Origin of the sequence: Ohtaekwangia sp. (assembly GCF_036786105.1) — a bacterium.
GTDB lineage: Bacteria > Bacteroidota > Bacteroidia > Cytophagales > Cyclobacteriaceae > Ohtaekwangia.
In genome coordinates, this window is record NZ_DAIQRQ010000016.1 from 26,152 (window position 1) to 52,352 (window position 26,201).

Genomic DNA, 26,201 nt, shown 5'->3' on the forward strand with positions numbered 1-26,201 from the left:
GCAGAAAAAGACACACGCTAATCTTACTCACACGTCTGGCAGCTAATAGCCAGCAGCTAGAGCCTATTTAAATGTATCGAACCAAGAATGAAAAACTATACACGACAAACATCCATCCTCCTTGCATTAACGATCGCATTCGCTTGTAAACAGCAACCTGCCAAACAGGAAACGGTACAAACAAAGCAGGACAGCATCATTATGGTATCGGATGATTTTGTGTTCGGAGATAATCGGCCATTTCCGCAATGTCATGCATCAACGTTGGTGCGTGCTGATGACGGTACTTTTCTGGTGGCGTGGTTTGGTGGCACACACGAGAAGCATGATGATGTAGGTATATGGTTATCGAAAGGTAAGCCCGGTCGCTGGTCAGTGCCCATAGAAGTGGCAAAGCTTCGCGAGGAGCCGCATTGGAATCCCGTGTTACAAAAGACATCAGCAGGATCCATTATACTATATTTCAAAGTGGGCAAACCCATTGACGTGTGGGAGACCTGGTATATAGTTTCGGGCGATAACGGAGCAACCTGGTCGCAGGCAAAGGAACTTGTTCGGGGCGATAAAGGTGGCCGCGGACCTGTGCGTAATAAAGTGCTGGCACTTTCCAATGGAACATGGCTGGCACCTGCTTCCAACGAATTGAAAGGCGTGTGGAATGCTTTTGTTGATCGCAGTGAAGATGAAGGTAAAACATGGCAGGCAACACCGTATCTCACGTTAAATCGCGATTCTGTTCCGGGTGAAGGTATAATACAGCCAACGTTGTGGGAGTCGGCTCCCGGTAAAGTTCACATGTTGCTGCGCAGTTCGGCCGGTGTGATCTGTCGAAGTGACTCGGAAGATTATGGAAAGACTTGGTCGCCAGTATATAAAACAAATTTACCCAATCCCAACAGTGGCATCGATCTCACCAGGCTGGACGATGGCAAGCTGGTGTTGATCTTCAATCGCGATGGCAAAAACTGGGGTGCAAGGCGACCGGTTTCAATGGCTATATCAGATGATAACGGTAAAACATGGCCGGTAGTGAAAGATATTGAAGTGGGTGAGGAAGGTGATGAGTTTTCGTATCCGGCCATCATTCACTTCCACGATACCGTTGCATTAACCTATACCTGGAAGCGCCAGCGCATTGCTTTCAAAATGGCAAGGATTGAATGATTTATTTCCCACAGAACTCACGGATTTACACAGACAATCCATTTTAAAGTTTCTGTGATATTCTGTGAGTTCCATGAGAGATTTTTATTTTTTAACAGAGAAAGCCCGGTCTTCAGGAGCAATACCCCAGGTAGTACCGGGTTTGCTGCCCATCTCCATAATTAGCTCGCCTCCGTTCATGATATCGCTGTAGGATATATAAGTTTTTGTATATGGCTTTCCGTTCAGCGTAAGTTGCTGAATATATATATTCTGCGGTGTGTTGTTCTTTACCTCGATGGTAAACTTCTTATCATTTGGCAACTGGATTATTGCGCTGTTGATGGACGGGCTACCAAATATATACATCCCGTTAGCCGGATTCACCGGGTAGAATCCCATAGCAGAAAACACATACCAGGCAGACATCTGTCCAACATCTTCATTGCCGCACAAACCATCGGGTTTGTCGGTATATAAACTGTCGAGTATATATCTTACTTTCTCCGCCGTTTTCCAGGGCTGGCCTGCGTATGCATACAGATAGGGTATATGATGGCTTGGCTCGTTGCCGTGTGCATATTGCCCAATCAATCCTGTAATATCATTGGAAGCCTCGTTACCCATATTGCCTTTCACTATAAAAAGTGAATCGAGTTTTTTCAGGAAGGCACCTTCACCGCCCATCAGTTTTATCAGACCTTCTACATCGTGTGGCACCAGCCAGGTATATTGCCACGCGTTACCTTCACTGAAATCATCCTTCATGTGTCGTGCTACAAACGGACTGAACGGTGTTCGCCATTCAGTATCGGAAACACGTCCTCGCATAAAGTGTATCGTGGTGTCGAAGTAATGGCGATAGTTCAATGCACGTTTGCTAAAGAATTCATAATCCTCCCGGTTGCCCAATGCTAACGCCAGTTGAGCAGCGCACCAGTCGTCAATAGAATATTCAAGTCCTTTGGCCACAGTTTCCGTTTCGGCATCAGCGGGTATATATCCTTGTTCGCGTACATACTTCAGTCCTCTTTCATCGCGCATTACCGATGCCTTCATGGCCTGCAGTACTTTGGCACCATCAAATCCACGAAAGCCTTTCAGGTATGCATCTGCCATTACCGGGAAAGCGCTGTTGCCAGGCATGGTGTTCGTTTCATTACCCATCAGGTGCCAGATTGGAAGTTTGCCTTGCTGCTCATGTATCTTCAGCATGGTGTTTATCATATCATTCACGCGCTCCGGTTGAAGAAGGGTAAAGAGCGAATGTGCCGAGCGATAGGTATCCCAAAGTGAAAAGGTTGTAAGATTGGTGAACGTTGTATCGTGATATACTTGTTTGTCAGTTCCACGATAATCGCCATTGTGATCATTAAAGATAGAAGGAGCGATCATGGTATGATAAAGCGCAGTGTAGAACTTTCTCAGCTGTTTTTCATCTGCCGTTTTTATCTGCACTTTGTTCAATGCTTTATTCCACGCAGCATCGGCTTCTTGTGCTGTTTTATCAAAATTCCAGTGTGGTATTTCGGCTGCTATATTTTGAAGTGCATTCGCAGTGCTTACGGGTGAGATGCCTACTTTTACCAACACTATATTTCCGGAAGCTGGTGTAAGATGCGCCACGCCTTTTACTCTTATGCCGGTGGCTTTATTGCCGGCTATTGCTATGGTGTCGTTAAAGAAATTTATCTGGGCAACCGGCTTGTTGAATTGTATAGCAAAGAACAAGCGCTGGTCTGCAGCCCACCCTTTTGAGTATCGGTAACCAATCAGCGTGCTGTCGTTCAATTTCTCCAGCGATGTTTCGGTAGAGAGATCCCATCCTATACCTTCTTTCAGATCAATCACTATACTTTTGTCTTGTGTTTCCGGGAAAGTATAGCGGTGAAACCCAGCACGTTCAGACGTTGTAAGCTCCACGTTAATGTTATAGCGTTTCAGTTTTACACTGTAGTATCCTGGTTTTACTTTTTCATCCTGGTGTGAGAAGAGTGATGCATAGCCACGTTCCAATGATTTAACAGTTCCTTTGGTAATTTTTGCAGGGCCTGTTACCGGCATCATCAGAACATCACCAAGCTCGCCAATGCCTGTGCCACTAAGATGCGTATGTGAAAAGCCGATGATAACAGAGTCGGAGTAGTGATAGCCTGAACACCAGTCCCAACCTTCGGAGAGTTGTGTTGGTCCTAACTGTACGGCACCAAACGGAACATTGGCTCCCACAAACACATGACCATGAAAGCCACTCCCTATATAAGGATCTACGTATTGCGTAAGGTTGGCAGTAACCGGTGTTTGTTGTTCCGTGTCTTTTTCTTTGCACGCTGTTACCAACATGAACAGAGCATATGCGCACACAAACATGAAATTTATATTCTTTTTCATGAGAGCATCAATTTATAATGTGAGCGCAAGTATATCCAATAGTAGGGAATGTGTACGCACACAGAAGATATTTTTTTAAGCTGTGTGCCTGGGATGCCGGCTCTCGGAAAGGGGATGGATACTCTCGGATGCGTACGTTAATATGCAAAGGTCTGCGGGAGAAATACGCTGGTCTCCCGCAGACATTATGAGTTAGATAAATCGTTTACAACTTGAACAGTAACTGCGATGTAAAGTTTGTTCCGAGCTGGTTGAACTGGGAACCATCATATGTTGTAATGCCATACCGGCCATTGAAGGTAAGCGCATTCTTTTGCAGGCGCAGTGCATCGGCATCATTCAACGTAGCCTGACCATTGCTGTTCAATGCTACCAGCTTCCATTTCGGATATACATCGAATATATTTTGTGCGGTTATGGAAAGGCTGATCTTGTCTGTAAAAGCATACGTTACACCGATATCGGTAAGTACATTCGGAGTGAACTGAACGCGGAGTGCATCTTTATCGAACAAGTCGGCATTGCTGAAACGTGTAGGACCGAACAACGTATTGTTGATGTTGACGCTGAACTTGTTTGTTACCAGATCAAGACCTAATATATATTTATACTTCGGGCGGCTGGTGAGCATTAATGCTTCCTCTGTTTTGGTGAAAATCTTTCCACCGGCAGCCGCAATGGGTTGTGGTGTGTTTACATCACCGATCAGCTTGTTTTGAAGGGTGTTGTTTCCGGCAAGGTTGATATTGGCTTTAAGACCCGATGTAATGGCCAGATTCCGGTAGCTTGCCACGATATCTATACCTTTTGTCCGCGTATGTACACCATTAACAAAGAAGCTGATACCAGTAGAATTTGCAGACGCCAGCAGGGCATCCAGCGCATCGTTGGTTCCTTTACTGATGGTAGCACTGTATACAATCCGGTTACGAATATCAATGTCGTAATAATCAACCGACATAGAGAAGTTGCTTACGGGATTTATACCGATACCTACTGTATAGTTTTTGGATGTTTCGGCTTTCAGTTTCGGTACTCCCAGTATGGCAGCTTCACGGCTCAGGTTGTTGGCCAATCCTTTAATAACAATATCGCCACCCTCAAATGAAGCCTGGTTGAGTTGCAGATTGATCTGGTGCAACGTGGGTGCTCTGAAGCCTGTAGAGTAGGAGCCGCGAATCGTCAATTTGTCATCAAACAATTTGTAACGGCTGCTGGCTTTCCATACGAAAGCATTTCCAAAATCGCTGTATCGCTCTGTGCGTGCTGTTCCGCTGATCAGGAACTTGTCGGTTATATCCCAGGTAGCATCGGCATAGAATCCGATGTTCGAGCGGTTGGCCTTGATCGCGTTTCGACTGGAGAAACCGGGGAAGGAGTTAGCACCCTCGCCTGAATAAGAAGCCGTATCACCTGCAATGAGCTGGTAATTCTCTGATCGGAATTCGCTTCCTAATGCAACATAGAACCGCTCGGTTATTTCCTTTGAAAAGTCTGCATTGCCTACGATATGGTTGAATCCGAAACCACCCGGCTTGAAAGATATAGGGCTGTTTGCTCCCAGCGATTGATTTACTGTATTGTTTACCGTAAACAGCATTTTGTTACCACCTACTGTAAGGCTTACATCATGACTCCAGCCAGATTCGGTTTTGCCTTTCACTCCCAGCGTTCCGTTGTAATCGTTCAAGTCGCCTTCAAACGTAGGATGGTACCCTATATATTCAGTACCGGCAGCATGCAACAAACCGAAATCTTGCTTCCAGTAAGGCGTGCGATAGTTAGCGAAGCTCAACGACTTTCGGTATACATATGCCGCGTTGGCGTATAGTTCGATATTATCAGTTATTGGTATACCTGTATTTATGAGAAATTTGGCGGCTGTATTATCTGGCTGACCATTTATATTTTTGGCATCGGGATATCGCGCCAGGAAATTGGCAATGTTTTGTGTAGTGGCTTCGGTGCCATCGCCAAAACCTACTACGGGGCTGGCTTCGCCTGCCAGATCTATTTTGCCCGAGCGGTTGGTACGATTCTGATGGAGAAATGAAATGTTGTAATTAATAAATCCCTTATCGCCAAAGTTAGCACCGCTATTGAAGTTAAGACCGTAATTGGCTCCATCGCCACGTGTGGTTACACCAGAAGTAACACTCAGTTCAGTGGCTTCATAGCGATCTTTCAGAATAACGTTCATAACCCCTGCAATAGCGTCTGATCCATACTGAGCCGATGCACCATCACGTAATATCTCCACACGTTTGATTGCACTGGTAGGAATGGCAGAAAGGTCAGCACCGGTTTCTCCGCGGCCGGGAGAAGTCTGGGTATATACCAGTGAGCTCAGGTTTTTACGTTTACCGTTTATGAGGATCAGCGTGCGGCTTGGCCCCATGTTGCGTATCTCGTATGGATCGAGTAACGATGTAGCATCATTCACCGGTGTGTTCACCGTATTGAAAGAAGGCACCCGGTACTGCAATGCCTTGTCGAAAGAGATTTGACCCGTGGAGTTTAGTTCTTTGATAGACAAATTATCGATGGGCAGTGGTGTATCGGTAATGGTTCGCTGCGAGGTTCGGCTACCTACCGTAATAACGATTTCGTCCAATTGTTTGGCGTCTTCTTCCATTACTACCTGGAGGTCATCAGACGCTGGTATTGGCACCTCTTGGGTTAAAAATCCTATGAAGGAGAATACCAGGTGCGTGGCTTGTGGCGGAACCTCGATGCTGAAGCTGCCTGTTTTATCGCTGAATACGCCAATGGAAGTATTCTTCACAACAATATTCACACCGGGCAGTTTTTCGCCGGTGGCGTCTTTTACAACACCGGATATCTTCCGTTTTGTCTCCTGAGCAAGTGCATCGAAGGAAATGACGAAGGTTAGTAAAAGGATAGTCAGGCATATTTTTCTTACTGAAAAGGCAATAAGAAATCTGTCCGCTGGTTTTGCAGATGCATTCATAACAAATAAAGATTTAAGTGAGAATTATACTAACAGCATGCGCTGGCGGGCGTGGTTGATTTACTGTAGCTTACTTCCTGGAGTAAAGCTTTTAATAAAATGGTGCTTACGTAGAATTTTTCATAGGCTATACATAGGTTTAGTTCTTGGATTAGGTTATGGTCTGTTGTATATATAACGTTTGCAAATAAAAAAGGCATGCTTTATTGAGGCATGCCTTCGTTTCTAAGTTTAAACAGTTTGTGTTTTATCGCTAAAATGTCTGCCGGTAATTTATTGTGAAAAATCATATATAAAACGTTAGCGGTTTTAATTTTTACCTTTCCCTCAAGCTTAAAAAAGCGATCGTGCAACAAATTGATAATTTTATAGCTATAAATATATATGAAAATTAATTACATGATCCATATATACTGTATATATAGGTTAAATTTCAACCCGCAGCGATACGATACAAAAGAAGAAATGTTGTACCGGTTATTTTCAGGTGTAGTAGATGTTGTTGTTTTAATACTATATATTGGGGTATTAATTTTAATACAAAACAAACCATATAGAGGTAATGAACTGGTAGTCCATGAATTTATGGGGTAGTAAAACCCTGTCCATGTTCTGCTTGGTAAATTCCACGCCATGAACACACGCACATAAATTTTCGGGGGAATGTATAAAAAGACGGTGTCTGCTGGTTTTTCGAGAAGTATCCCGGTTATTCCAAAGATTATTTGGTGACGGAAATAAATGTGTCGGTCATATTTTATTTTTAGCTTTAAAATGTCGATTTTGTATAACTGTTTCCGCACACGGAAATATGTATGCCTGAGAATGAAGTGATATCCAGACCTGAACCTCAAACCTCAACGCTATGGAAGCAGCTCACCCTTTGGAAAATTACCGGCCAGCAACGGCTGATGGCCGTTCAATCTCCATGAATGACTATATTCTTTGGAAAGAGTTCAAGTCGGGCAATATCGCTGCCTATGCCACTATTTACCGTAAGTATTTTTTTGCGCTCTATAATTATGGCAGGAAACTTAGCTCGGATCAGGAACTGATCAAAGATTGTATTCAGGAGTTGTTTGTGAAAATCTGGAACAACCGCGAGAATCTGAACGAAACGACATCCATTAAATATTATCTCTTCACTTCACTCAAACGAAAATTACTCGATGTATTGAAGTCGCCGCACATGCGACTGAAAACGGAAGACGATGTTATGAGCTTTGATCAGGAAGATGTTGCCTTGCTTGAAGAAGAGGTGGCACACTGGCAGAAAGAAAAAATAGAAAAAGCGCTTAGTACGTTGTCGGGCCATCAGCAAAAGCTGCTTCACATGAAGTTCTACAAAGAACTATCAAATAAAGAAATATCAGATGAGTTAGGCATTACCATTCAATCTGTTTACAATGCAGTGTTCAAGGCTCTCCGGTCGCTGCGCAGGCAGATGCAATAATCGTGTTGTTTATCGCACCATTTCTCACGCTATAGCAGCAAGAAGCTGTTATAGCATCTAAATAAATATTTAGTTACCGGATTAGAATTATACCCTTCATCCGTTTATGAACAGAGCTACGTCACAGTTATTGGTAACGTCTGTGTTCGTAGTTGGGTTTGGGAGTCCTCTTTGCCCTTCTGTAATGGGAAGGGCTGGAGGATTCAAAAGCTTGAAGCTATGAAGAGAGCTTTACACACCAAGTTGCTGGTAACAATTGTCTCCATCTGTATTTTCCCGGTTGCCGGGGCACAAAATCTGTATGAACTCAATAGCGGCTGGAAATGTAAAAATATTAGCGAGGTAAAAGCCGAAGGAACAGCATTATCCCTTCCATCATACCCAACGACAGACTGGATGCCTGCGCGCGTACCGGGAACAGTACTCACCACATTACTGGATAATAAGCAGGTACCCGATCCTTTTTATGGCCTCAACAACGAAAAGATACCCGATATATATACTACAGGCGCTGCCCGATATACCTATTGGTTTGTAAAAGATTTTAAAGAAAAAGCGTTAACAGATGAGCAGGTCTGGTTGCACTTGCGCGGTGTAAATTATCGTTGTGAAATATACCTGAACGGGAAGAAGCTGAACGCTGCAACCCATGCCGGTATGTTTCTGCGGCAGGTATATAATATTTCGCACTACCTTGCTGCCGATGGTAATAACCGGTTGGCTGTAATTGTATATCCACCCGATCCTGCCGGCAATCCCAATGGTGGACAAGGTGGTGATGGCACTATTGCCCGCAACATTTCGCATCAATATGTAGCAGGATGGGACTGGATACAACCTATACGCGATCGCAACACAGGTATATGGGATAAAGTATATATCGAAAAAACACATGCCATCCGGTTGGCAAACCCGCATATTGTTACCCGGGTTTCGGGCAAGCGATATCCGGAAGGCGAACAGGCTCCTGCAATTATCAAAGCTTCTGTGGAGCTGGTAAATCCAACCTCAACGAGTATAACCGGTGTAGTACAATATATGCTGGATGGGAATAAAGTATCAAAGAAGATTACTATTCCGCCATCGGCCACAATAACCGCAATATTTCCGGATTATACATTTAAGGACCCAAAGCTGTGGTGGCCCAATGGTTATGGCGATCAGTATATATATACTTTGAAGCTCCAGTTTCTGACCGATGGCAAAAGCCTGTCTGATGATGAGAATGTTTTTGTCGGCGTTCGGGAAATACAAACACCGTGGAATGAAAACACCCGGAGCCGGCAGATCATGGTAAATGGCCAGCCGATTTTTATTAAAGGTGGAAACTGGATTATATCTGACGCTATGCTTCGTTTTACTGATGCGCGCTATGATGCAGAAGTACGATTTCACCGCGATATGAATCTAAACCTCATTCGCGTGTGGGGCGGTGCGTTGATCGAACGACCGGAGTTTTACCAGGCTTGCGATAAATATGGACTACTGGTGATGCAGGATTTCTGGATGTCGGGCGATTGCAATGGCCGCTGGGTTGATCCGAAGAAAAAAGAAGACCAGTGGACACGCAGGAGATATCCGGATGATCATGCGCTGTTTCTCATCTCGGCAGAGGATCAGATCAAGATGATCCGTAACCACGCATCCTTGGGAATATGGTGTGGCGGGAACGAGATCACGCCACCGGAAGATATACTTACGCCACTACGCGATGATATACTTCCTGTACTGGATGGCACACGCTGGTTTGTAGAGTATTCGAACTCCGATAGCATGTCGTTCAATGCCTTTGGTGGCAATGGCGATGGGCCGTACGGTATACAACCGATCGAATATTTTTGGGAACATCGAACCTTCCCGTTCAACTCAGAGATCGGTTCTGTCGGCACGGGTGATTATGAATCACTCACGCGATTTATACCGCAAGATCACCTGGTAGCACCAAGCTATCCTGACAAGGTTGATCCGGTGTGGGAGTATCATAAATATATCGGCTATAATCAATATATAGCGCCCTATGGCGAGCCGAAAGATTTGAAAGACTTTGCTGCTAAAGCACAGTTTGTAAACTACGACCAGTACAGGGCACTCATGGAAGGATACAGCGCGCACATGTGGGAATGGTATACCGGGGCGATTATCTGGAAGACGCAAAACCCGTGGACAGCGCTGCGAGGGCAGATGTACGACTATTATCTCGACCCCAACGCATGCCTGTATGGATTAAAACATGGAAGTGAACCACTTCACATAATGTATAACCCAACCGATGGAATGGTGATGGTGGCAAATCATACGGTGCATGCATATCGTGATCTAATGTTAGTTATCAAAACATACGACATGAATGGAAAAGACAGCTTACTATCGCAGGTTTTTGTAGGCGTAGAGCCTACAACCTCCAAGAAATTCCTCGCGCTGAAGAGCATCGTGTCTGCGCTCCGTAAAGAAAAAGGTGTGTTCCTGTCGCTGCAGCTGCTCGACCTGAACAAACAGATACTAAGTGAAAATTTTTACTGGCTGCCCGATGCCAATGGTATTTATACCGGGCTCAACCAGATGAAGACGGCCCAGATACAGGCAGAAGCCAAGTGGCTTAGCGAAGGAAAAATAGAATTGAAATTGTCTAACTTCTCAAGCGGTCCCGTAGCGTTCTTCAACCGCATATCACTGATCGATTCTAAAACACGAAAACGTCTGTTACCTACATTCTACAGCGACAATTATATATCGTTGACACCAGGCGCACAAAAAACGATATACCTGGAATACCGTTCGGAAGGCGAGAAAATTATACCGCTTGTTTCGATCAGCGGGTGGAATGTGGGAGAATTTTTTGAGGAAATTAAATAAAGTGTTTAGGTGTTGAGTATTGAAGTGTTGGAGTATTGAGGTGTTGAAGTTGAATCCATCGGATTACTGGTTTCCGGATGCTTTAGGAATAGAAAAATTTATCAATAGATTCTCTTAACGATACTCATACATTTGGTTGATGCTAATCATGCGTCAGAAGACTTTCTGACAGGATACTATATGCTGATGGGATACTAAAATTCTTTCTTCGTACTCCACACTGCTTCAGCATGCGATAAGTTGTTTTTATAGGCTGGTAGTATAATTTTAAATTCAGTTCCGATGTATAGTGTACTTTCTACAGCAACCAGGCCGTTTAGTTTTTGCAAGGCTTTTTGCACCAGGTGCAGGCCGAGGCCGCTGCCCACAGAGCGATCGCTATAGCGGGTATAGGGATTAAAGATTGATTCCTGGTATTTCGGATCTATGCCAATGCCATTGTCGCGGAAGTATATCTCCACAAAATCCTGCGTGCGATAGGTGCGGATCGCTATCTCCGGGTTCGTGCGGTTGTTAAAGATGCAGGCGTTTTCCAGAATGTTGATAAAGACTATATCCAACAATTTGAGATTGGCACTTACAATCACATTGTTCTCAATCTCGGTGGTAAAGGTTATAAACGGATACAGTCCTTTAAATTGCTCCACAAGTGTTCCAATATACTCCCGGATGTTTACCGACTGAATGCCCTCCAGCTTATCGAGCTCATATGCCATGTGTATCTTCGAGAGCATCTTGTCCATATCGCGTGCCGTGTTGTCTATTTTTTGCTGAATGGCTTTGCGTTCATTTTCGTCATGGGTGAGACCGGCCAGTTGCCCGAGGCCAATAATGCTAAGGATCGGTCTGCGCACATCGTGCGAGGCTCGGTACAGGTATGTGTCGAGTTCGCTGTTAAGCCGCACGAGCTCAGCAGTGCGTGTCTTTACTTTGTTTTCCAGGTCGCTGTTCAGCGCACTGATCTTTCGGTAATTTCTGCGGATAATATATAACAGTATACACAACAGTACGAGCACTACTACAAATGATGTAATAAATATGCGACTGGTGTTGAGCTCGCTTTTCTTTAATTCATTTTCTGTGCGCAATAAGCTAAGTTGTTTTTCAAACTGCATTTGTCGTTGCAAGCGTATGAGTTGCAAGCGTTGCGGACTTTGTACGGAGTCGCGAAGTGATATATATTTTTCGAACGTGATGTGTGCAGAGTCATACTGCTTGGTAAATTTAAACCAGGCATGCAGACTTTTAAAGTAATCGATCCAGATAGCAGGTCTTCTTTCCTGTTGCATTAGCTTCCAGGCACTGTCGTAGTATATCTTGGCCTTAGCATATTCTTTTTTCCTGGTATATATGTCAGCAAGGCCTGTGAGTGATCTTCCGGCAGCTGCTTTTTCGCTGTGCTCCAGGCATACTCTTAGTTCCTGTTCGTACTTGGCCTGGGCGGAATCCAGGTTACCATGCACATAGTCCACGCGTGCCATACTTCCCCGGACCAGTCCTTCCCATATCTTGCTGTGAATATTTCGCGTCAGGGGTAAGGCCTGTGCATAGTTCATGGCGGCACTGTCGGCCTTATTCAAATTCATATACGACATGCCCAGCGTATTAAACGCATTGATCACACACACGCTGTCTTCACGCCGCAGGTTCACAGCTTTTTTATATAGTTCTACAGCGCGTTGGGCATTTTCAATTGCCAATTCATAATTGCCGGTGTTGAATTGCAGGTTGGCAATGGCAAGGCGCTTTGAGGCGTCTTCATCGGGAAGCTTCAGCTCATCAAATATATCGGCTGCCAGATATGCATCATATGCTGCCAGTTGCAGGTTGAAATGATTGGTGTTTATAAAGCTGCGCAAGGTGAGGAGCTCCGCACGCTCATACAGAAAATCGTAGTCTTCTGTTTCCGGCAATATAGCGTTGATGACTTTCATTGCTTCTTCACCCAGCCCACTTTCCGATAACGAGTGTGCTTCACCAAAGTATAGCCATATTTTTTTGGCTCGGTCTGATGCAGATACATTTTTAAGCGCTTGATGGACCTGAATGCGTGTACAAAGCACAATAGAATCCTTAGACGAACCGTAGCAGAATTTGAGAGAGTCGTTCAGAAACGTGAATATAGCTTTCTTCTGATTGATAGAAACCGTGTAATCGGAATCTACACAGGCAGTGAGACTGCAGACGATAATAAGCGTACAAGTGAATCTAAGCCAGTGCATGATGCCGCGGATGGATATTATAATGTACAATAAAATTTAAAAAACAACCAATAAACGAGACGGTTTTACCGGAATAGATTAACACGCCTGTATGATAACTTATCGTATAAATGGAAGAATTGTAACCGCATGTTGGTGTGGAATTAGCTGACTTTGTTCAAATTACATGCAACATTTTGCGACAGCGGGTTAAATAAAGAAGCCAGGGCTGTATAACCCTGGCTTGCCATGTTGTGATAATTATTTTGTGTTATCAGATGCCGTATTTTTCCATTCGCCGGTATAGCGATGCACGGGTAAGTCCGAGTTCATCGGCCGCCTTGGAGATATTTCCGTTGTGCATGTTCAATGCTTTTACAATGGCGCTCTTCTCTACCTCATCCAGGTTCAGGGTGTTGTTGGTTGTATTGGATGATACCGTGCGGCTTAACAGGAAGTCGCTTTCCTGTAATGTAGCAGAGTCGGTCATGATTACTGCGCGTTCAATGCCATGCTGCAGCTCCCGTATGTTGCCGGGCCATGCATAGCGTTTCAGCTTGTCGAGAGCTTCAGGAGTAATAGCAGTTACATGCTTGTGATATTTTTTTGCGTAGTAGTTCAGGTAATGTTGTGCCAGCAATGGAATATCTTCCACGCGGTCGCACAACGGAGGCACGTGCAACTCTACGGTGTTAATGCGGTATAGCAAGTCTTGTCTGAATGTACCTTCCTGCACCATCTTGTGCAGCGGCATGTTGGTGGCGCATATCAGGCGTATATTTACCGGTATAGGTTGGTTAGCACCAACGCGCGTTACCTGTCGCGACTGCAAGGCACTGAGTAATTTACTTTGAAGACTCATGCTCAGATTGCCGATCTCATCGAGGAAGAGTGTTCCGTTGTTGGCAAGTTCAAATCTTCCGGGGCGATCTTCCCGCGCATCGGTAAACGCGCCTTTCTTATGGCCGAAGAGCTCACTCTCAAAAAGCGTTTCTGTAATGGCGCCCATATCTACCGATACAAAGCTGTTGTCTTTGCGCAGTGAGCGCTGGTGTATGGCGCGTGCTATCAGTTCTTTACCGGTTCCGTTCTCGCCCAATATCAATACATTGGCATCCGTCTTGGCGACCTTATCGATCAGCGTAAATACTTCCTGTATCGCTTTGCTTTGCCCGATGATCTCCCCGAAAGGTCTGCTGATCTGTTCTTCGAGCATTTCCTTCGCCTTCTTCAGCTTATCTACTTCGTTGTACGACTGCTTCAGGCGTATGGCTGTAGATATAGTGGCTACAAGCTTTTCGTTTTGCCACGGCTTCAGAATGAAGTCTGTGGCACCTGCTTTCAGCGCACGTACAGCCATCTCTACATCGCCGAATGCGGTGATAAGAATTACCACGGCAGAAGGATCATGACCGAGTATCTGTTCCAGCCAATAGAAGCCTTCTTTGCCACTCGTAATGTCTTTGCTGAAATTCATGTCCAGCAGAATAACATCGTAGGTGTCGTTATGTAAGAGGAAAGGAATTTTCTTGGGATTCTTTTCAATGATTACATGATGACCTTGCTTCTTCAATAACATCTTTGCTGCGAGGAGGACATCCTCATCGTCATCGATCATCAGAATTTTGCCGCCTTCCGGATTCACAATAGGTATAGAATTTAGGTGAAACGCTTTTGAATAGAAATTTTATGCCAAGTGGAAAATATGCCTTTTTACTGTGTTTATGCAACAGCTCATGTTCTTGGATGTACAAAGATGTTCAAAACTGAACAGTTTGAAAAGCCTTTATCAGATTTATGGCCAGGTTCGTTATTCACGCGGTGCATACAGAATATCAATGGATTTGTGTTTAATCAGGAACATTCGCTCATCGGTGAGTAGCCCTATGGTGGCGGCTGATGGCAGTTTCTGTTCGCGTGCTTCAGTTGTGAACAGATCAAAGAACTTCAGGCGGTCGTTGTCGAGGTAATAGAGTTCTTCGCCCAGGAAGTTAAAGTATTGTATATGCTTTACCGGTAATGTTTTTACAAGCTTGCCTACGCTGTTAAAAATCAATATCCCTTCCGTTGTATCCAGCAAAAAGACGAAGCCCTGATAAGAGCGGAGGAAAGTGCAGGCGCTTTTTTTACGATCGGGTTTAGCAGGCAGTAATTCTTCTACCATTACAGAGCCTGCCTGCGTGTTGATCTTTTTAAGACTCCAGTCAGCCGCATCCAGTATCCATACATCGTGGTCACCAGCCATGCAGGCAAGCCATGGATCTACCGCTGCAGCCGAATCGATTGTAAAAGTCTGCATGATTTGCAGCGAGGGACCCATCAGATCATATTGACGTTCGGAGCGGAAGAAGGCAAACAACCGACTACCATCGCGTGGATCAAAAAGTGTAGGTGAAGGTTTGTTACTGTATACACTCAGTAATTTTCCATCCGCATCAAATTTCTGTAACTGTCCTTGCGCGGTAAGTATATAAAGCTCACCGGGCCGGTCTACCCAGGCAGATACAATGGTATCGCTTACTTCCAGTGTCTTTACTTTCTTCTGCGCCAATACCACCGTGTGCAGGCTAATCAGCAGCAGCAACGTAAAGCAAAGGGTATAGCGTTTATGCATAGGTCGGTTCATCACATTTCAAAGGTTTTAAGCGCTACTGTTTTGCCATCGTATACGGCGTAGGTATTGAAATTTACCCACTCACCTGTATTGATATACCGGCTGCTCTCGCCTATAGGAAGATCGAGCGGTAAATGACGATGACCAAATATATAGTAGTCATAATGGTTTTGCTTTTCGAGCTCATTGCAATATACCCACAGAAATTCACCTTCGTTGCCCTGGTAATTTTCTTCCCGCTTCATATTGCTGATGCGACTGTTCTTCGACCAGTAATTGGCAATGCCTATGCCGAGGTTGGGATGGATGCGGGCAAACAACCATTGGCAAAAACGGCTGTTGAAGAACTTCTTTAAAAACTTATAGAAGTGATCACCCGGCCCCAATCCATCGCCGTGGCCGATCAATAATTTTTGCGTACCCACTTCCAATACAAGGGGTTCGCGGTATATTGGAATGTTCAACTCTTTTGGAAAGTAATCGAACATCCACATATCATGGTTTCCGGTAAAGAATGCAATGGGTATACCGGCATCGCGCAGCTCTGCGAGTTTTCCCAACAGGCGTATATATCCTTTCGGAATGGCATGTTTATACTCGAACCAGAAATCAAAAATATCGCCCAGCAGATAAATGGTGTGTGCTTCGTCTTTAACAGAATCCAGCCAGGCAACGATTCGCTTTTCGCGGGCAAGGCTTGTTTCATAATCAGGCACACCCAGGTGAAAATCGGAAGCGAAGAATATCTTTTTGTTGTTCAGAGCTGAGATTTTTTCGAGCATAATGTTGATGGCAAGCCATTCTTCACGCAAAGTTCCTGCCTTGTTTAGCAGAACATTTGAATACAGTTTTACATGAAGCCATGACCGCGAAAATGGTGTAATGATCCTTATTAATCGATATGCAATAAAACGTTATTTCAGGTAAATACCATCTCCTTCGGGAAGTGGGATTTGCCTGGAAATAAAAAACTCAGGCACCTGGGTACCTGAGTTCAAAAATAAGTTTATTCTTCTGGTAATTAAACCGCGCTTCCGGTAAGCTCGTCCGGTTTGTCGCCTTCCAGGGTAGGAGTGGGGTCAACACCGGGTTGCTCACTCTCTTGCTGTTTCTTCTCATATTTACCCTGACCGTTTGTGAATTGCTGGTACGTTGTCAGCTTTTCAAACGGACGTTTACCGATCAGGCGTTCGAGATCGGCCTGGAACAGTATCTCTTTTTCAAGCAGCTCCTTGGCAATTACATCAAGGTATTGACGATGCTGCATCAATAGTGACTTGGTGCGTTCGTATGCTTCGTCGATGATGCGCTTCACTTCCTTATCGATCTTCTCAGAGGTTGCTTCTGAGTATGGTTTCTGGAACGAGTAGTCATTCGCTTTTGAATCGTAGAACGACATGTTACCGATCTCTTTGTTCATACCGTAGATCGTTACGATGCTGTACGCCATCTTGGTGATGCGTTCCAGGTCGCTCAACGCTCCGGTCGATATTTTACCAAACACGATATCTTCAGCAGCGCGTCCTCCGAAAGCCATGCACATCTCATCCAGCATCTGCTCAGTTTGATAGAGGAACTGTTCTTTCGGTAAATATTGTGCGTAACCCAGTGCTGCTACACCACGCGGTACGATGCTAACTTTAACCAATGGATCGGCATGTTCCAGGAACCAGCCTGCTACTGCGTGGCCTGCTTCGTGGAAGGCAACGATCTTTTTCTCTTCCGGAGAAATGATCTTGTTCTTCTTTTCAAGACCACCAATCACGCGGTCTATCGCGTCCTGGAAGTCTTGCATATCCACAGCCTTCTTATCTCTGCGGGCAGCAATCAGGGCAGCTTCGTTACAGACGTTGGCGATCTCAGCACCGGCAAAGCCTGGTGTTTGTGCAGAAAGCTTTTTAGCATCAACACTCGGATCGAGCTTAATAGGCTTCAGGTGTACTTTGAAGATCGCTTCACGACCTACAATATCCGGCTTATCAATGCTGATCTGGCGATCGAAACGGCCTGGACGCAACAGCGCTGAATCCAATACATCCGGGCGGTTTGTAGCGGCCAGAATGATTACACCAGAGTCGGTAGCAAAGCCATCCATCTCCACGAGCAGTGAGTTCAATGTATTTTCACGCTCATCGTTGGCACCGGGTAACTGACCACGGCCGCGTGAACGACCAATCGCATCAATCTCATCGATAAACACGATACAAGGAGCTTTTTCTTTTGCTTGTTTAAAGAGGTCGCGAACACGGGCAGCACCCACACCCACAAACATCTCTACGAAGTCAGAACCTGACAGTGAAAAGAATGGAACACCGGCTTCACCGGCTACTGCTTTTGCAAGCAAGGTTTTACCGGTTCCCGGAGGGCCTACCAGCAACGCACCTTTTGGTATTTTACCACCCAGTTTGGTGAACTTGCCCGGGTTCTTCAGGAAGTCTACAATCTCTTTTACCTCTTCTTTGGCTTCATCCAGTCCGGCTACATTGTCGAAGGTGATCTTTACTTTATTCTCTGCATCGAAGAGTGCAGCTTTCGATTTACCGATATTAAAAATCTGTCCGCCGGGGCCACCGCCACCCGTCATTCTGCGCATCAGCATCCAGAATCCAAACAGCAGCAGGAAGAGAAGTCCCCACTGGAACAACTGGCTTACGTAATCACCGCGATCTTCAGATTTATACTCTGGCTTTTGTCCATCGGGAAGTTTATCCTTGAAGGTGCGAAACTCCTGGTCAAAATTACCGGCATCTACCACGCGTAAAATAAAGTGCGGGCCTGAGTTGTTGTTGCCCAGTGGTCCGGAAGTAATATCCTGCTTGTATTTGGCGTTCTGAAGAGCGCTTTGTGTTAGAGTAACTTCTACAAACTTCTGATTCTGCACCAAAGTAACTTTGCGTACATCACCGCTTTTCACCATCTGCTTGAACTCGTCATAGTCAACTTCTTTCAGACTATTGGCAGAATTGAAGTACATCACACCAAAGATCACGGCTATCGTTGCGATAATTACCCAGATCTGGTAATTACCCTTCGGTGGTTTGGTGGGCAATAGCGGTTTATTATTTTCTTTCTTGTCAGCCATTATCTAATTTATTGAATCAATTTTTTAAAAATATCAAATCATTAACGAGTTAAAAAGCATTTAGTTCAGTCGCCTTCGATTTCGGTGATCTCGGCATCGCCCCAAAGACGTTCGAGGGCATAGAATTCCCGGCGGTCTTTTCTAAAAACATGTGCGACTACATCGGTATAGTCGAGGAGCATCCACTCTTTATTGTTTTTTCCTTCAACGTGCCAGGGATTTTCTTTCAGGGCTTTAAAGACTTCTGCATCGATGGAGTCGGCAATTGCATCCAGTTGTTTATCGGAGTTACCGGAGCAAACTATAAAGAAGTCGGCCACTGCATTTTTAACTTTTCGAAGATCCATTACAACGATGTCCGATGCTTTTTTTTCCTGCATGCCTTTCACAATCACTTCACTCAGCTTTTCTGAATTGGCTCCCTTCCTTTTTTTTGCCATTAAACTATATTCGTTTTTAGATTAACCCTCAAAATTAATCAAAATACCTTGTATAAAATCCCTGCCAATACCCTTTTCATAGGGAAGAACCTTGTTTTTGTGCCGGAATGTCATTCCACCAACACGCTTGCCCTGCAACTATGCCAGCAACCATCCACACCGGAAGGTACTTTAGTAATTACCAATAATCAAACGGCAGGTCGTGGGCAACGTGGAAATTCGTGGGAAGCAGCACCCGGAAGTAATCTTACCTTCTCGCTAATTCTCAAGCCCGGCTTCTTGCTTGTCAAAGATCAGTTCTTCCTTAACATCATAACAGCACTGGCTGTTCACGATTACCTGGTAATAAAAAAAATTACCAATAGTCACATCAAATGGCCAAACGATATTATAGCAGCCGGAAGAAAAGTGTGCGGCATCCTGATCGAGAATCAATTACAGGGAAACAGATTCTCTAATTCCATTGCTGGTATGGGTATAAACGTAAACCAGGAGCAGTTTGGTGTAAGCACCGCTACTTCGCTGCACCAGATTACCGGCAGCCGGTATGTTTTGGAAGATGAACTCCAGGTGTTGCTGCCATGTATAGAAGCGCGCTATATGCAGCTGCGACAAAATCAACTGGAGAAACTTCGCCAAGACTATCTGAAGGTTTTGTATTGGAAAGACGAGCAACATCTTTTTGAAGCACAGGAAAAAAACTTTATAGGCACCATTACCGGGCTGGATGAAAGCGGCAAACTGCAGGTGCAGCGTGACGATGGTGCCGTACAGGTATTTGATCTGAAGGAAATCCGGTACGTGCAATAATGCAGGTGAAAATTATTCAAGCATCTTTGCACCCATGAATATTTTTACCGAAGAAAGCCGCATTATCATTACCTGTAACAAACGACTCGCACCTTACCTGGAACAGGAAGTGGAGGAGCTTGGCTACTCTACAGAGCGCACATTTCAAACAGGTGTGGAGCTGAAAGGAACTGCGGCAGATTGTATTCGCCTGAACCTGAACCTGCGCTGTGCAAGCCAGGTACATTATTCCATCAAAACTTTTCGCGCCAGGCATCCGGAAGAATTATACCGAGTGCTGATCACCATTCCCTGGGAAAAGATACTCGATAGTAACGGGTATATTTCCGTAACCAGCAATGTAGACCAGTTCACAGTAAACAATGACATGTTTGTGAATGTAAAAGTAAAGGATGCTATAGCAGATCGCTTTCGAAGAGAGGTTGGTATACGTCCTGATTCCGGGCCTGATCTTACCGGTGCGGTGATTCATTTGTTCTGGAAAGATGATCATGCCGAAGTATTTATCGATACATCAGGAGAGACACTCGCCAAGCATGGTTATCGGAAAATTCCGGGCAAGGCACCGATGCTTGAAGCGTTGACATCGGCTACGATCATGGCAACAAAGTGGGATCGTCAGTCACCGTTCATTAACCCGATGTGTGGTTCCGGTACGGTAGCGATCGAGGCCGTATTGATTGCCACCAACAGGCGCCCCGGATTATATCGCAGCAACTATGCTTTTATGCACGTAAAAAATTACGATGCTTCCCTATACGAGAAGGAAAAACGTATGTTGGAAGAACAGATAAAAGATATACCGGATTTACTGATAGAGGCTACCGACATTAGTGAAGATGCTGTTAACATTTCAAAGGTCAATGCAGGTGTAGCCGGCGTTGAACGGTTCATCCGGTTTAGTAAGTGCGACTTCGCGCTTACTGCGGTTCCCGAAGGAAAAAGTGGTGTGATATATTTCAACCCTGAGTATGGCGAGCGTTTGGGAGAAGTACAGTCGCTCGAAGAAACGTATTCCCGTATCGGCGATTTTTTAAAGCAGAAATGCAAAGGATATACAGGTTACATTTTTACCGGTAATCTCAATCTGGCCAAGAAGATCGGACTCCGGGCAAGCAGAAGAGTTGAGTTTTATAATGCCAAACTTGATTGCCGCTTGCTGGAATATGAACTCTATGCCGGCAGTAAAGAGAAAGACCGGAAATAAATAACGATTCCATAAAACAGAACCTTCCGCTGATCACAGGAAGGTTTTTTATTTTCAACATCGCGCCTAAATTGGAGCGCAATCTGTATACTATGATTTCGGTTCACAACCTTTCATTTCATTATACTGCCGGCAATGCTATCCGGTTCCCGGATTTTACAGTGGCAAAAGGTGAGCATTGTTTGCTGCTGGGTGAATCTGGCAGTGGTAAAACAACACTGCTGCATTTGCTCGGAGGTTTGCTGCGCCATTACACAGGTTCTGTGCAGGTAGACCATACAGAGCTGTCGCAATTATCGGAAACATCGCTCGATCGTTTTCGCGGGCAACATATAGGTTTTATTTTTCAACGCAATCATCTGATACCGGCATTAACCGTTGAGAAAAATCTGATGATGGCACCGTACCTCGCCGGCATCAGGATTAACGAAGAAAGAATTACCGAAGTACTATCCGGTTTAGGACTTACGGAAAAACGAAAGAGCAGCGTAACACAACTTAGTCACGGCCAGGCACAACGCGTAGCCATTGCGCGTGCCGTGTTGAACAAGCCTTCGATCATCTTTGCCGATGAACCGACCTCTGCGTTAGACGATAAGAACTGCGACCGCGTCATTCATTTGTTAATGGATGTAGCTTCACAAAATCAATCAACGTTACTGGTAGCCACGCACGACCAGCGCCTCAAAGAAAAGATATCCAAACAAATCCGGTTAACATCAGGTAACTAACAATACGATCATCATGTCAATTTTTATACTTGTTTGGAATTACCTGAAAGCAAGGCCGCTCAATACAGCCATCAACATCATGTTGCTGTCGCTGGGCATTGCTGTTATTACCATACTCTTGCTGTTCAATAGACAGCTCGAACAAAAAATTACCGATAATGCACGGGGTATAGATCTTGTGGTAGGAGCCAAAGGCAGTCCGCTGCAGCTTATTCTCTGCAATATCTTTCACATCGATTTTCCTACGGGTAACATCAAGCTGAAAGAAGCCGAGCGTTTTGCCAAACATCGCCTGGTAAAGCGCGCTATACCCCTGGCGCTGGGCGATAGTTATCAATCCTACAGAATCATCGGTACATCGCATGCCTATGCTGAACTTTACAAAGCAGCACTGGCACAAGGCGATTGGTGGAGCAAAACACTGGACGTTACCATTGGTGCCAACGTGGCGGAACTCACGCACTTAAAAATAGGCGATACATTTGCGAGTGCGCACGGTCTTGCCGATGGAGGTCATACACACAACGATCATCAATATATCGTAAAGGGAGTGATGAAGCGTACCAACAGTGTGTTGGATAATTTAATCTTAACAAATGTAGAAAGCGTGTGGGAGATGCACGAAGAACATGGCGAAGAAGAACACGAGGAGCATGAAACATCAGCACCTGCAACAGGTTTTATACCTTCACCGCTGGTGTCTTCTGTAGCGAAAGGAGATTCGGTAAAAGAAATTACCTCCATGCTTATACAATACCGATCGCCTATGGGAGCGATTCAGTTACCGAGACTGGTAAATTCACAAAGCAGTTTGCAGGCTGCTTCGCCTGCATTTGAAACGGCACGATTGTTTTCGATTATGGGCATAGGAGTAGATATACTCATGGGCTTTGCGTATGTGCTGATTGTGATTTCCGGGCTCAGCATTTTTATAGCTCTCTATAATTCACTGAAAGAACGGCGCTATGACCTGGCCATTATGCGCTCGATGGGAGCTTCCCGTACCAAGCTGTTTGTTTCCATTTTACTGGAAGGGAGTGTGCTTACATTATTCGGAAGTATACTTGGGCTTGTAATGGGGCATGGCGTGCTGGTGCTGCTCTCCGGATTGGTGGAAGAAACACGAAAGGCGGGTATAGATGGTTTTGTGTTCTATAACCAGGAGTGGATAATTTTGGGTGGAAGTTTGTTGTTAGGAATGATATCGGCAGTAATACCGGCTATACAAGCGTATCGCACCGACATTTCGAAAGTACTGGCAGGAAATTAGCAGATAACGGATGTTTTTAGATAGTAGCCGTAAAGCATGAAAAAATATAGTATGAAAAAAGGTAGTTTATTAATAGCCATGGTTTTGTGCGCAGCAAGTATACTGGCACAAGGCAAAGTTGATATGTGGGAAAACTTTGCCAAAACCAAGTTTGAACCTAAATACTACGAGAAGCTGGGAGAGTATCTTTTCTATCCAACATTTCCACCCGATATCAAAGCGCTGGAAGGTAAGGAGATTACCATACAGGGTTTCTATGTTCCGTTCGCTCCGGAAGATGGCACCTATATTATCATTTCCAAATACCCGATGAGTCAGTGTTTCTTCTGTGGAGGCGGTGGCCCCGAGTCAATAGCGGAAGTGAATTTTGCGAAAGATCCCCGGAAATTTCAGGTGGATGATCTGATCACTGTTAAAGGAAAACTGAAGTTAAACGCTGAAAATATGGATCACGTTAACTTCATTCTTACCGATGCTGTATTGGTGAGTAAGTAGACTGATGGTCAGCTATATGTAAGATACTATACAACACATGGTTCTTTTTTAGTAGATTTCCCTTATGAAAGAACCACAAGTTGTAGAAAGAGATCATACCATCGTTGTCTCCGAAAGTATAGGAGAAGTATCGGCCAGCATATTGGAACCACCTTCCATGAAAGCAATGATGCTGCTGGCTCATGGTGCAGGGGCTGGCATGACACACGTCTTTATGCTAAAGCTTGCTCATGCACTGGCTAAATTATCCATTGGCACTATCCGGTATAATTTTCCCTATATCGAGCAGGGAAAGAAAAGACCCGATTCACCTGCCGTTGCACACAAAACCATCGAGCAGGTTATTCACTATGCAGGATCGACCTATAAACAATATCCGTTGCTGGTGAGTGGCAAATCGTTTGGCGGTCGCATGACGTCACAACTCCTTGCTAAAAAATCATTTGATGCAATACGCGGCATTGTGTTCTACGGATTTCCGTTGCATCCCGCAGGCGATCCTTCTATTGAGCGCGCTGAACATCTGCAACACATCACGTTGCCCATGCTGTTTCTGCAAGGCTCGCGCGATGCGCTGGCAGAGTGGGAGCTGATCAATAGTGTATGTTCAAAATTGCCCACCGCTAAACTCGTGCGCTTCGAAGGTGCCGACCATTCCTTTAAAGCCGGTAAGAAAGATGTGGTAGCCGAGCTGGCCGAAGCAACTGATGCCTGGTTCCGGGAGCTGTAATGCTGTCTGGTTAAGCGCTTCAGCCTGTTTTTAATCAAAGATCATAAATGCAATGTTGTTGCATTTATGATTTAAGATTCTATATTTGCAACTATGTTGCATCTATGAAGTACCCGATAATAATAGGACTCATGCTTTCTGCAGGGTGGTGGCATGGGCCGGGCGATCCTGCGGATGGATGGGATGTGTTTGCGAAAGTAAAGTTTACCGAAAAACTTAGTAAGGAAGACAATACCTACTATCTCTATCCTTTCTTCGACAGCCGGATTCGTGCATACGAAGGGAAGGTGTTTGAATTGAGAGGACATTATCTGCCAATGGACTTTAATGATCCGCGCGTGGTGATAGTTTCCAAATTTCCATCGTCCACCTGCTTTTTCTGTGGAGGTGCCGGTCCTGCTTCGGTAGCCGAAGTATATCTCAAAACAAAACCTCCAAAGCTCAAGGCCGATCAGATCGTTACCATAAAAGGTATACTATATCTCAACGATAAAGACATCGAGCACATGAATTTCATACTGAAAGATGCTACGCTGATCAAATAACCTGATATTCCTCTTCAAACAGATATAGTCCATAATTATGATCAATCTTCTAAAACGCAAAGGCAAACACAGATTGCCGGTTACCGTATTGTCCGGATTTTTAGGTGCCGGTAAAACTACACTGTTGAATCACGTGCTGAACAACCGGCAGGGATTGAAGGTAGCCGTTATTGTAAACGATATGAGTGAAGTAAACATTGATGCGCGCCTGGTTGCCAACAGCGTACAACTGTCACGTACGGAAGAGAAGCTGGTAGAGCTGAGCAACGGTTGTATTTGTTGTACGCTGCGCGATGATCTGATCCGCGAAATACAAAAGCTGGTGAAGCAAAGATCGCTTTGATTATCTGCTGGTAGAAAGCACCGGTATATCAGAGCCTGTTCCCGTAGCGCAAACATTCAGCTTTTATACAGGTGAAGCATTGTATGATCTTTCTGCGATTACCCGGCTTGATACCATGGTAACGGTGATAGATGCCTTTAACTTCTTTCGCGATTTCGGCAGTGCCGATACGTTGCTAAAGCGCAATCTCACAGCAGATACAGAAGACCAGCGCACCGTTGTAAACCTGCTCACAGAGCAGATCGAGTTTGCCAATGTAATGGTGCTGAACAAAACAGACCTGGTTTCAGAACATGAAGTGAAGTTGCTGGAAGGCATGCTAACCCGGTTAAATCCGGAAGCCCGCATCATCCGGTCGAAGTTTGGTGTGGTTGATCCGCATGCGATACTGAATACGCAGGCTTTCAATTACGAAAAAGCTTCGCAGGCAGCCGGGTGGATTCGTGAGCTGAACAACGAGCATCTACCTGAAACAGAAACGTACGGCATCAGCTCGTTTGTCTTTCGCGACCATCGTCCGTTTCATCCTGAGCGATTTTGGAATTTTGTACAGATGGAATTTCCGGGAAACGTAGTGCGCAGCAAAGGTATATTCTGGCTTGCATCACGCCCTGATTATGCGTTGATCTGGAGCCAGGCCGGAGGATCATCGCAGGCAGAAGTATATGGCAAATGGTGGGCATCCATACCGGAAGAAAAACGGCTTCGAAATCCGGCATTCGTACAGGATTATGAAAGCATTCAAAAGAAATGGAATGCCACCTGGGGTGATCGCCTCAATGAATTGGTAATCATCGGTATACACCTTGACAAGAAAATAGTTACACATGACTTGAATTGTTGTTTATTGTCGGAAGACGAGATCAGGCAGTTTCAGGCGGGTATATCTTTCCACGATCCGTGGCCTGTATAAGCGGCATAA

Annotated in this window: 18 protein-coding genes and 1 pseudogene; 11 read left to right on the forward strand and 8 right to left on the reverse strand. The window is 44.9% G+C overall.

Going from position 1 to position 26,201, the window contains the following annotated elements:
- Nucleotides 1–87: 87 nt before the first annotated feature.
- Nucleotides 88–1,164 carry a sialidase family protein gene (locus tag V7Q33_RS09570; protein WP_333819709.1) on the forward strand — a complete coding sequence of 359 codons (1,077 nt, stop codon included), beginning with the start codon at nucleotides 88–90 and terminating at the stop codon, nucleotides 1,162–1,164.
- 84 nt (nucleotides 1,165–1,248) lie between these two features.
- Here the strand turns inward: V7Q33_RS09570 and V7Q33_RS09575 are convergent, their stop codons facing one another.
- Together V7Q33_RS09575 and V7Q33_RS09580 are read right to left on the reverse strand one after the other, a co-directional pair.
- Nucleotides 1,249–3,534 (reverse strand): GH92 family glycosyl hydrolase, encoded by a 2,286-nt coding sequence (locus tag V7Q33_RS09575; protein WP_333819710.1) that lies wholly within the window; start codon nucleotides 3,532–3,534, stop codon nucleotides 1,249–1,251.
- Between the two features lie 205 nt (nucleotides 3,535–3,739).
- Nucleotides 3,740–6,505 carry a TonB-dependent receptor gene (locus V7Q33_RS09580; protein ID WP_331977639.1) on the reverse strand — a complete coding sequence of 922 codons (2,766 nt, stop codon included), beginning with the start codon at nucleotides 6,503–6,505 and terminating at the stop codon, nucleotides 3,740–3,742.
- A gap of 865 nt (nucleotides 6,506–7,370) precedes the next feature.
- On the opposite strand from V7Q33_RS09580, the gene V7Q33_RS09585 reads away from it, so the two are divergent.
- Complete coding sequence (locus V7Q33_RS09585) at nucleotides 7,371–7,958, forward strand: RNA polymerase sigma factor (RefSeq protein ID WP_331977641.1); 588 nt, start codon at nucleotides 7,371–7,373, stop codon at nucleotides 7,956–7,958.
- A gap of 219 nt (nucleotides 7,959–8,177) precedes the next feature.
- Complete coding sequence (locus tag V7Q33_RS09590; protein WP_333819711.1) at nucleotides 8,178–10,811, forward strand: glycoside hydrolase family 2 protein; 2,634 nt, start codon at nucleotides 8,178–8,180, stop codon at nucleotides 10,809–10,811.
- Nucleotides 10,812–11,005: 194 nt separating this feature from the next.
- Here V7Q33_RS09590 and V7Q33_RS09595 read toward each other — a convergent pair whose 3' ends face one another.
- The 6 genes from V7Q33_RS09595 to rsfS form a co-directional block, all read right to left on the reverse strand.
- The gene (locus V7Q33_RS09595; RefSeq protein WP_331977645.1) at nucleotides 11,006–13,033 is read right to left on the reverse strand and encodes a sensor histidine kinase; all 2,028 of its coding nucleotides are present in this window, start codon (nucleotides 13,031–13,033) and stop codon (nucleotides 11,006–11,008) included.
- A 253-nt stretch (nucleotides 13,034–13,286) separates the two neighbouring features.
- Nucleotides 13,287–14,660 carry a sigma-54-dependent transcriptional regulator gene (locus tag V7Q33_RS09600; RefSeq protein WP_414693437.1) on the reverse strand — a complete coding sequence of 458 codons (1,374 nt, stop codon included), beginning with the start codon at nucleotides 14,658–14,660 and terminating at the stop codon, nucleotides 13,287–13,289.
- Nucleotides 14,661–14,822: 162 nt separating this feature from the next.
- Nucleotides 14,823–15,638 carry a hypothetical protein gene (locus tag V7Q33_RS09605; protein ID WP_331977647.1) on the reverse strand — a complete coding sequence of 272 codons (816 nt, stop codon included), beginning with the start codon at nucleotides 15,636–15,638 and terminating at the stop codon, nucleotides 14,823–14,825.
- The gene (locus V7Q33_RS09610; protein ID WP_333819730.1) at nucleotides 15,638–16,408 is read right to left on the reverse strand and encodes a UDP-2,3-diacylglucosamine diphosphatase; all 771 of its coding nucleotides are present in this window, start codon (nucleotides 16,406–16,408) and stop codon (nucleotides 15,638–15,640) included. The genes V7Q33_RS09605 and V7Q33_RS09610 overlap by 1 nt, the downstream gene beginning before the upstream one ends.
- Before the next feature lie 239 nt (nucleotides 16,409–16,647).
- Complete coding sequence (gene ftsH, locus V7Q33_RS09615) at nucleotides 16,648–18,708, reverse strand: ATP-dependent zinc metalloprotease FtsH (protein ID WP_331977649.1); 2,061 nt, start codon at nucleotides 18,706–18,708, stop codon at nucleotides 16,648–16,650.
- Nucleotides 18,709–18,773: 65 nt separating this feature from the next.
- On the reverse strand, nucleotides 18,774–19,148 hold the full coding sequence (gene rsfS / locus V7Q33_RS09620; protein WP_331977651.1) for a ribosome silencing factor: 375 nt from the start codon (nucleotides 19,146–19,148) through the stop codon (nucleotides 18,774–18,776).
- A 48-nt stretch (nucleotides 19,149–19,196) separates the two neighbouring features.
- Between rsfS and V7Q33_RS09625 the strand changes: the two genes are divergently transcribed.
- The 8 genes and pseudogenes from V7Q33_RS09625 (at nucleotide 19,197) to V7Q33_RS09660 (ending at nucleotide 26,192) form a co-directional block, all read left to right on the forward strand.
- Entirely contained in the window at nucleotides 19,197–19,958 is a 762-nt protein-coding gene (locus V7Q33_RS09625; RefSeq protein ID WP_331977653.1) for a biotin--[acetyl-CoA-carboxylase] ligase, read from the forward strand.
- 34 nt (nucleotides 19,959–19,992) lie between these two features.
- A complete protein-coding gene (locus V7Q33_RS09630) occupies nucleotides 19,993–21,165 on the forward strand; it encodes a THUMP domain-containing class I SAM-dependent RNA methyltransferase (RefSeq protein ID WP_331977655.1) in 1,173 nt (390 codons plus the stop codon).
- 92 nt (nucleotides 21,166–21,257) lie between these two features.
- A complete protein-coding gene (locus V7Q33_RS09635; protein ID WP_333819712.1) occupies nucleotides 21,258–21,896 on the forward strand; it encodes an ABC transporter ATP-binding protein in 639 nt (212 codons plus the stop codon).
- Nucleotides 21,897–21,909: 13 nt separating this feature from the next.
- A complete protein-coding gene (locus V7Q33_RS09640) occupies nucleotides 21,910–23,166 on the forward strand; it encodes an ABC transporter permease (RefSeq protein ID WP_333819713.1) in 1,257 nt (418 codons plus the stop codon).
- Between the two features lie 51 nt (nucleotides 23,167–23,217).
- Entirely contained in the window at nucleotides 23,218–23,661 is a 444-nt protein-coding gene (locus tag V7Q33_RS09645; RefSeq protein ID WP_331977661.1) for a hypothetical protein, read from the forward strand.
- A 64-nt stretch (nucleotides 23,662–23,725) separates the two neighbouring features.
- Complete coding sequence (locus V7Q33_RS09650) at nucleotides 23,726–24,391, forward strand: alpha/beta hydrolase family protein (protein ID WP_331977663.1); 666 nt, start codon at nucleotides 23,726–23,728, stop codon at nucleotides 24,389–24,391.
- A gap of 104 nt (nucleotides 24,392–24,495) precedes the next feature.
- Complete coding sequence (locus tag V7Q33_RS09655; protein WP_331977665.1) at nucleotides 24,496–24,936, forward strand: hypothetical protein; 441 nt, start codon at nucleotides 24,496–24,498, stop codon at nucleotides 24,934–24,936.
- A gap of 37 nt (nucleotides 24,937–24,973) precedes the next feature.
- Nucleotides 24,974–26,192, forward strand: a pseudogene (locus V7Q33_RS09660) (GTP-binding protein).
- Nucleotides 26,193–26,201: the final 9 nt, after the last annotated feature.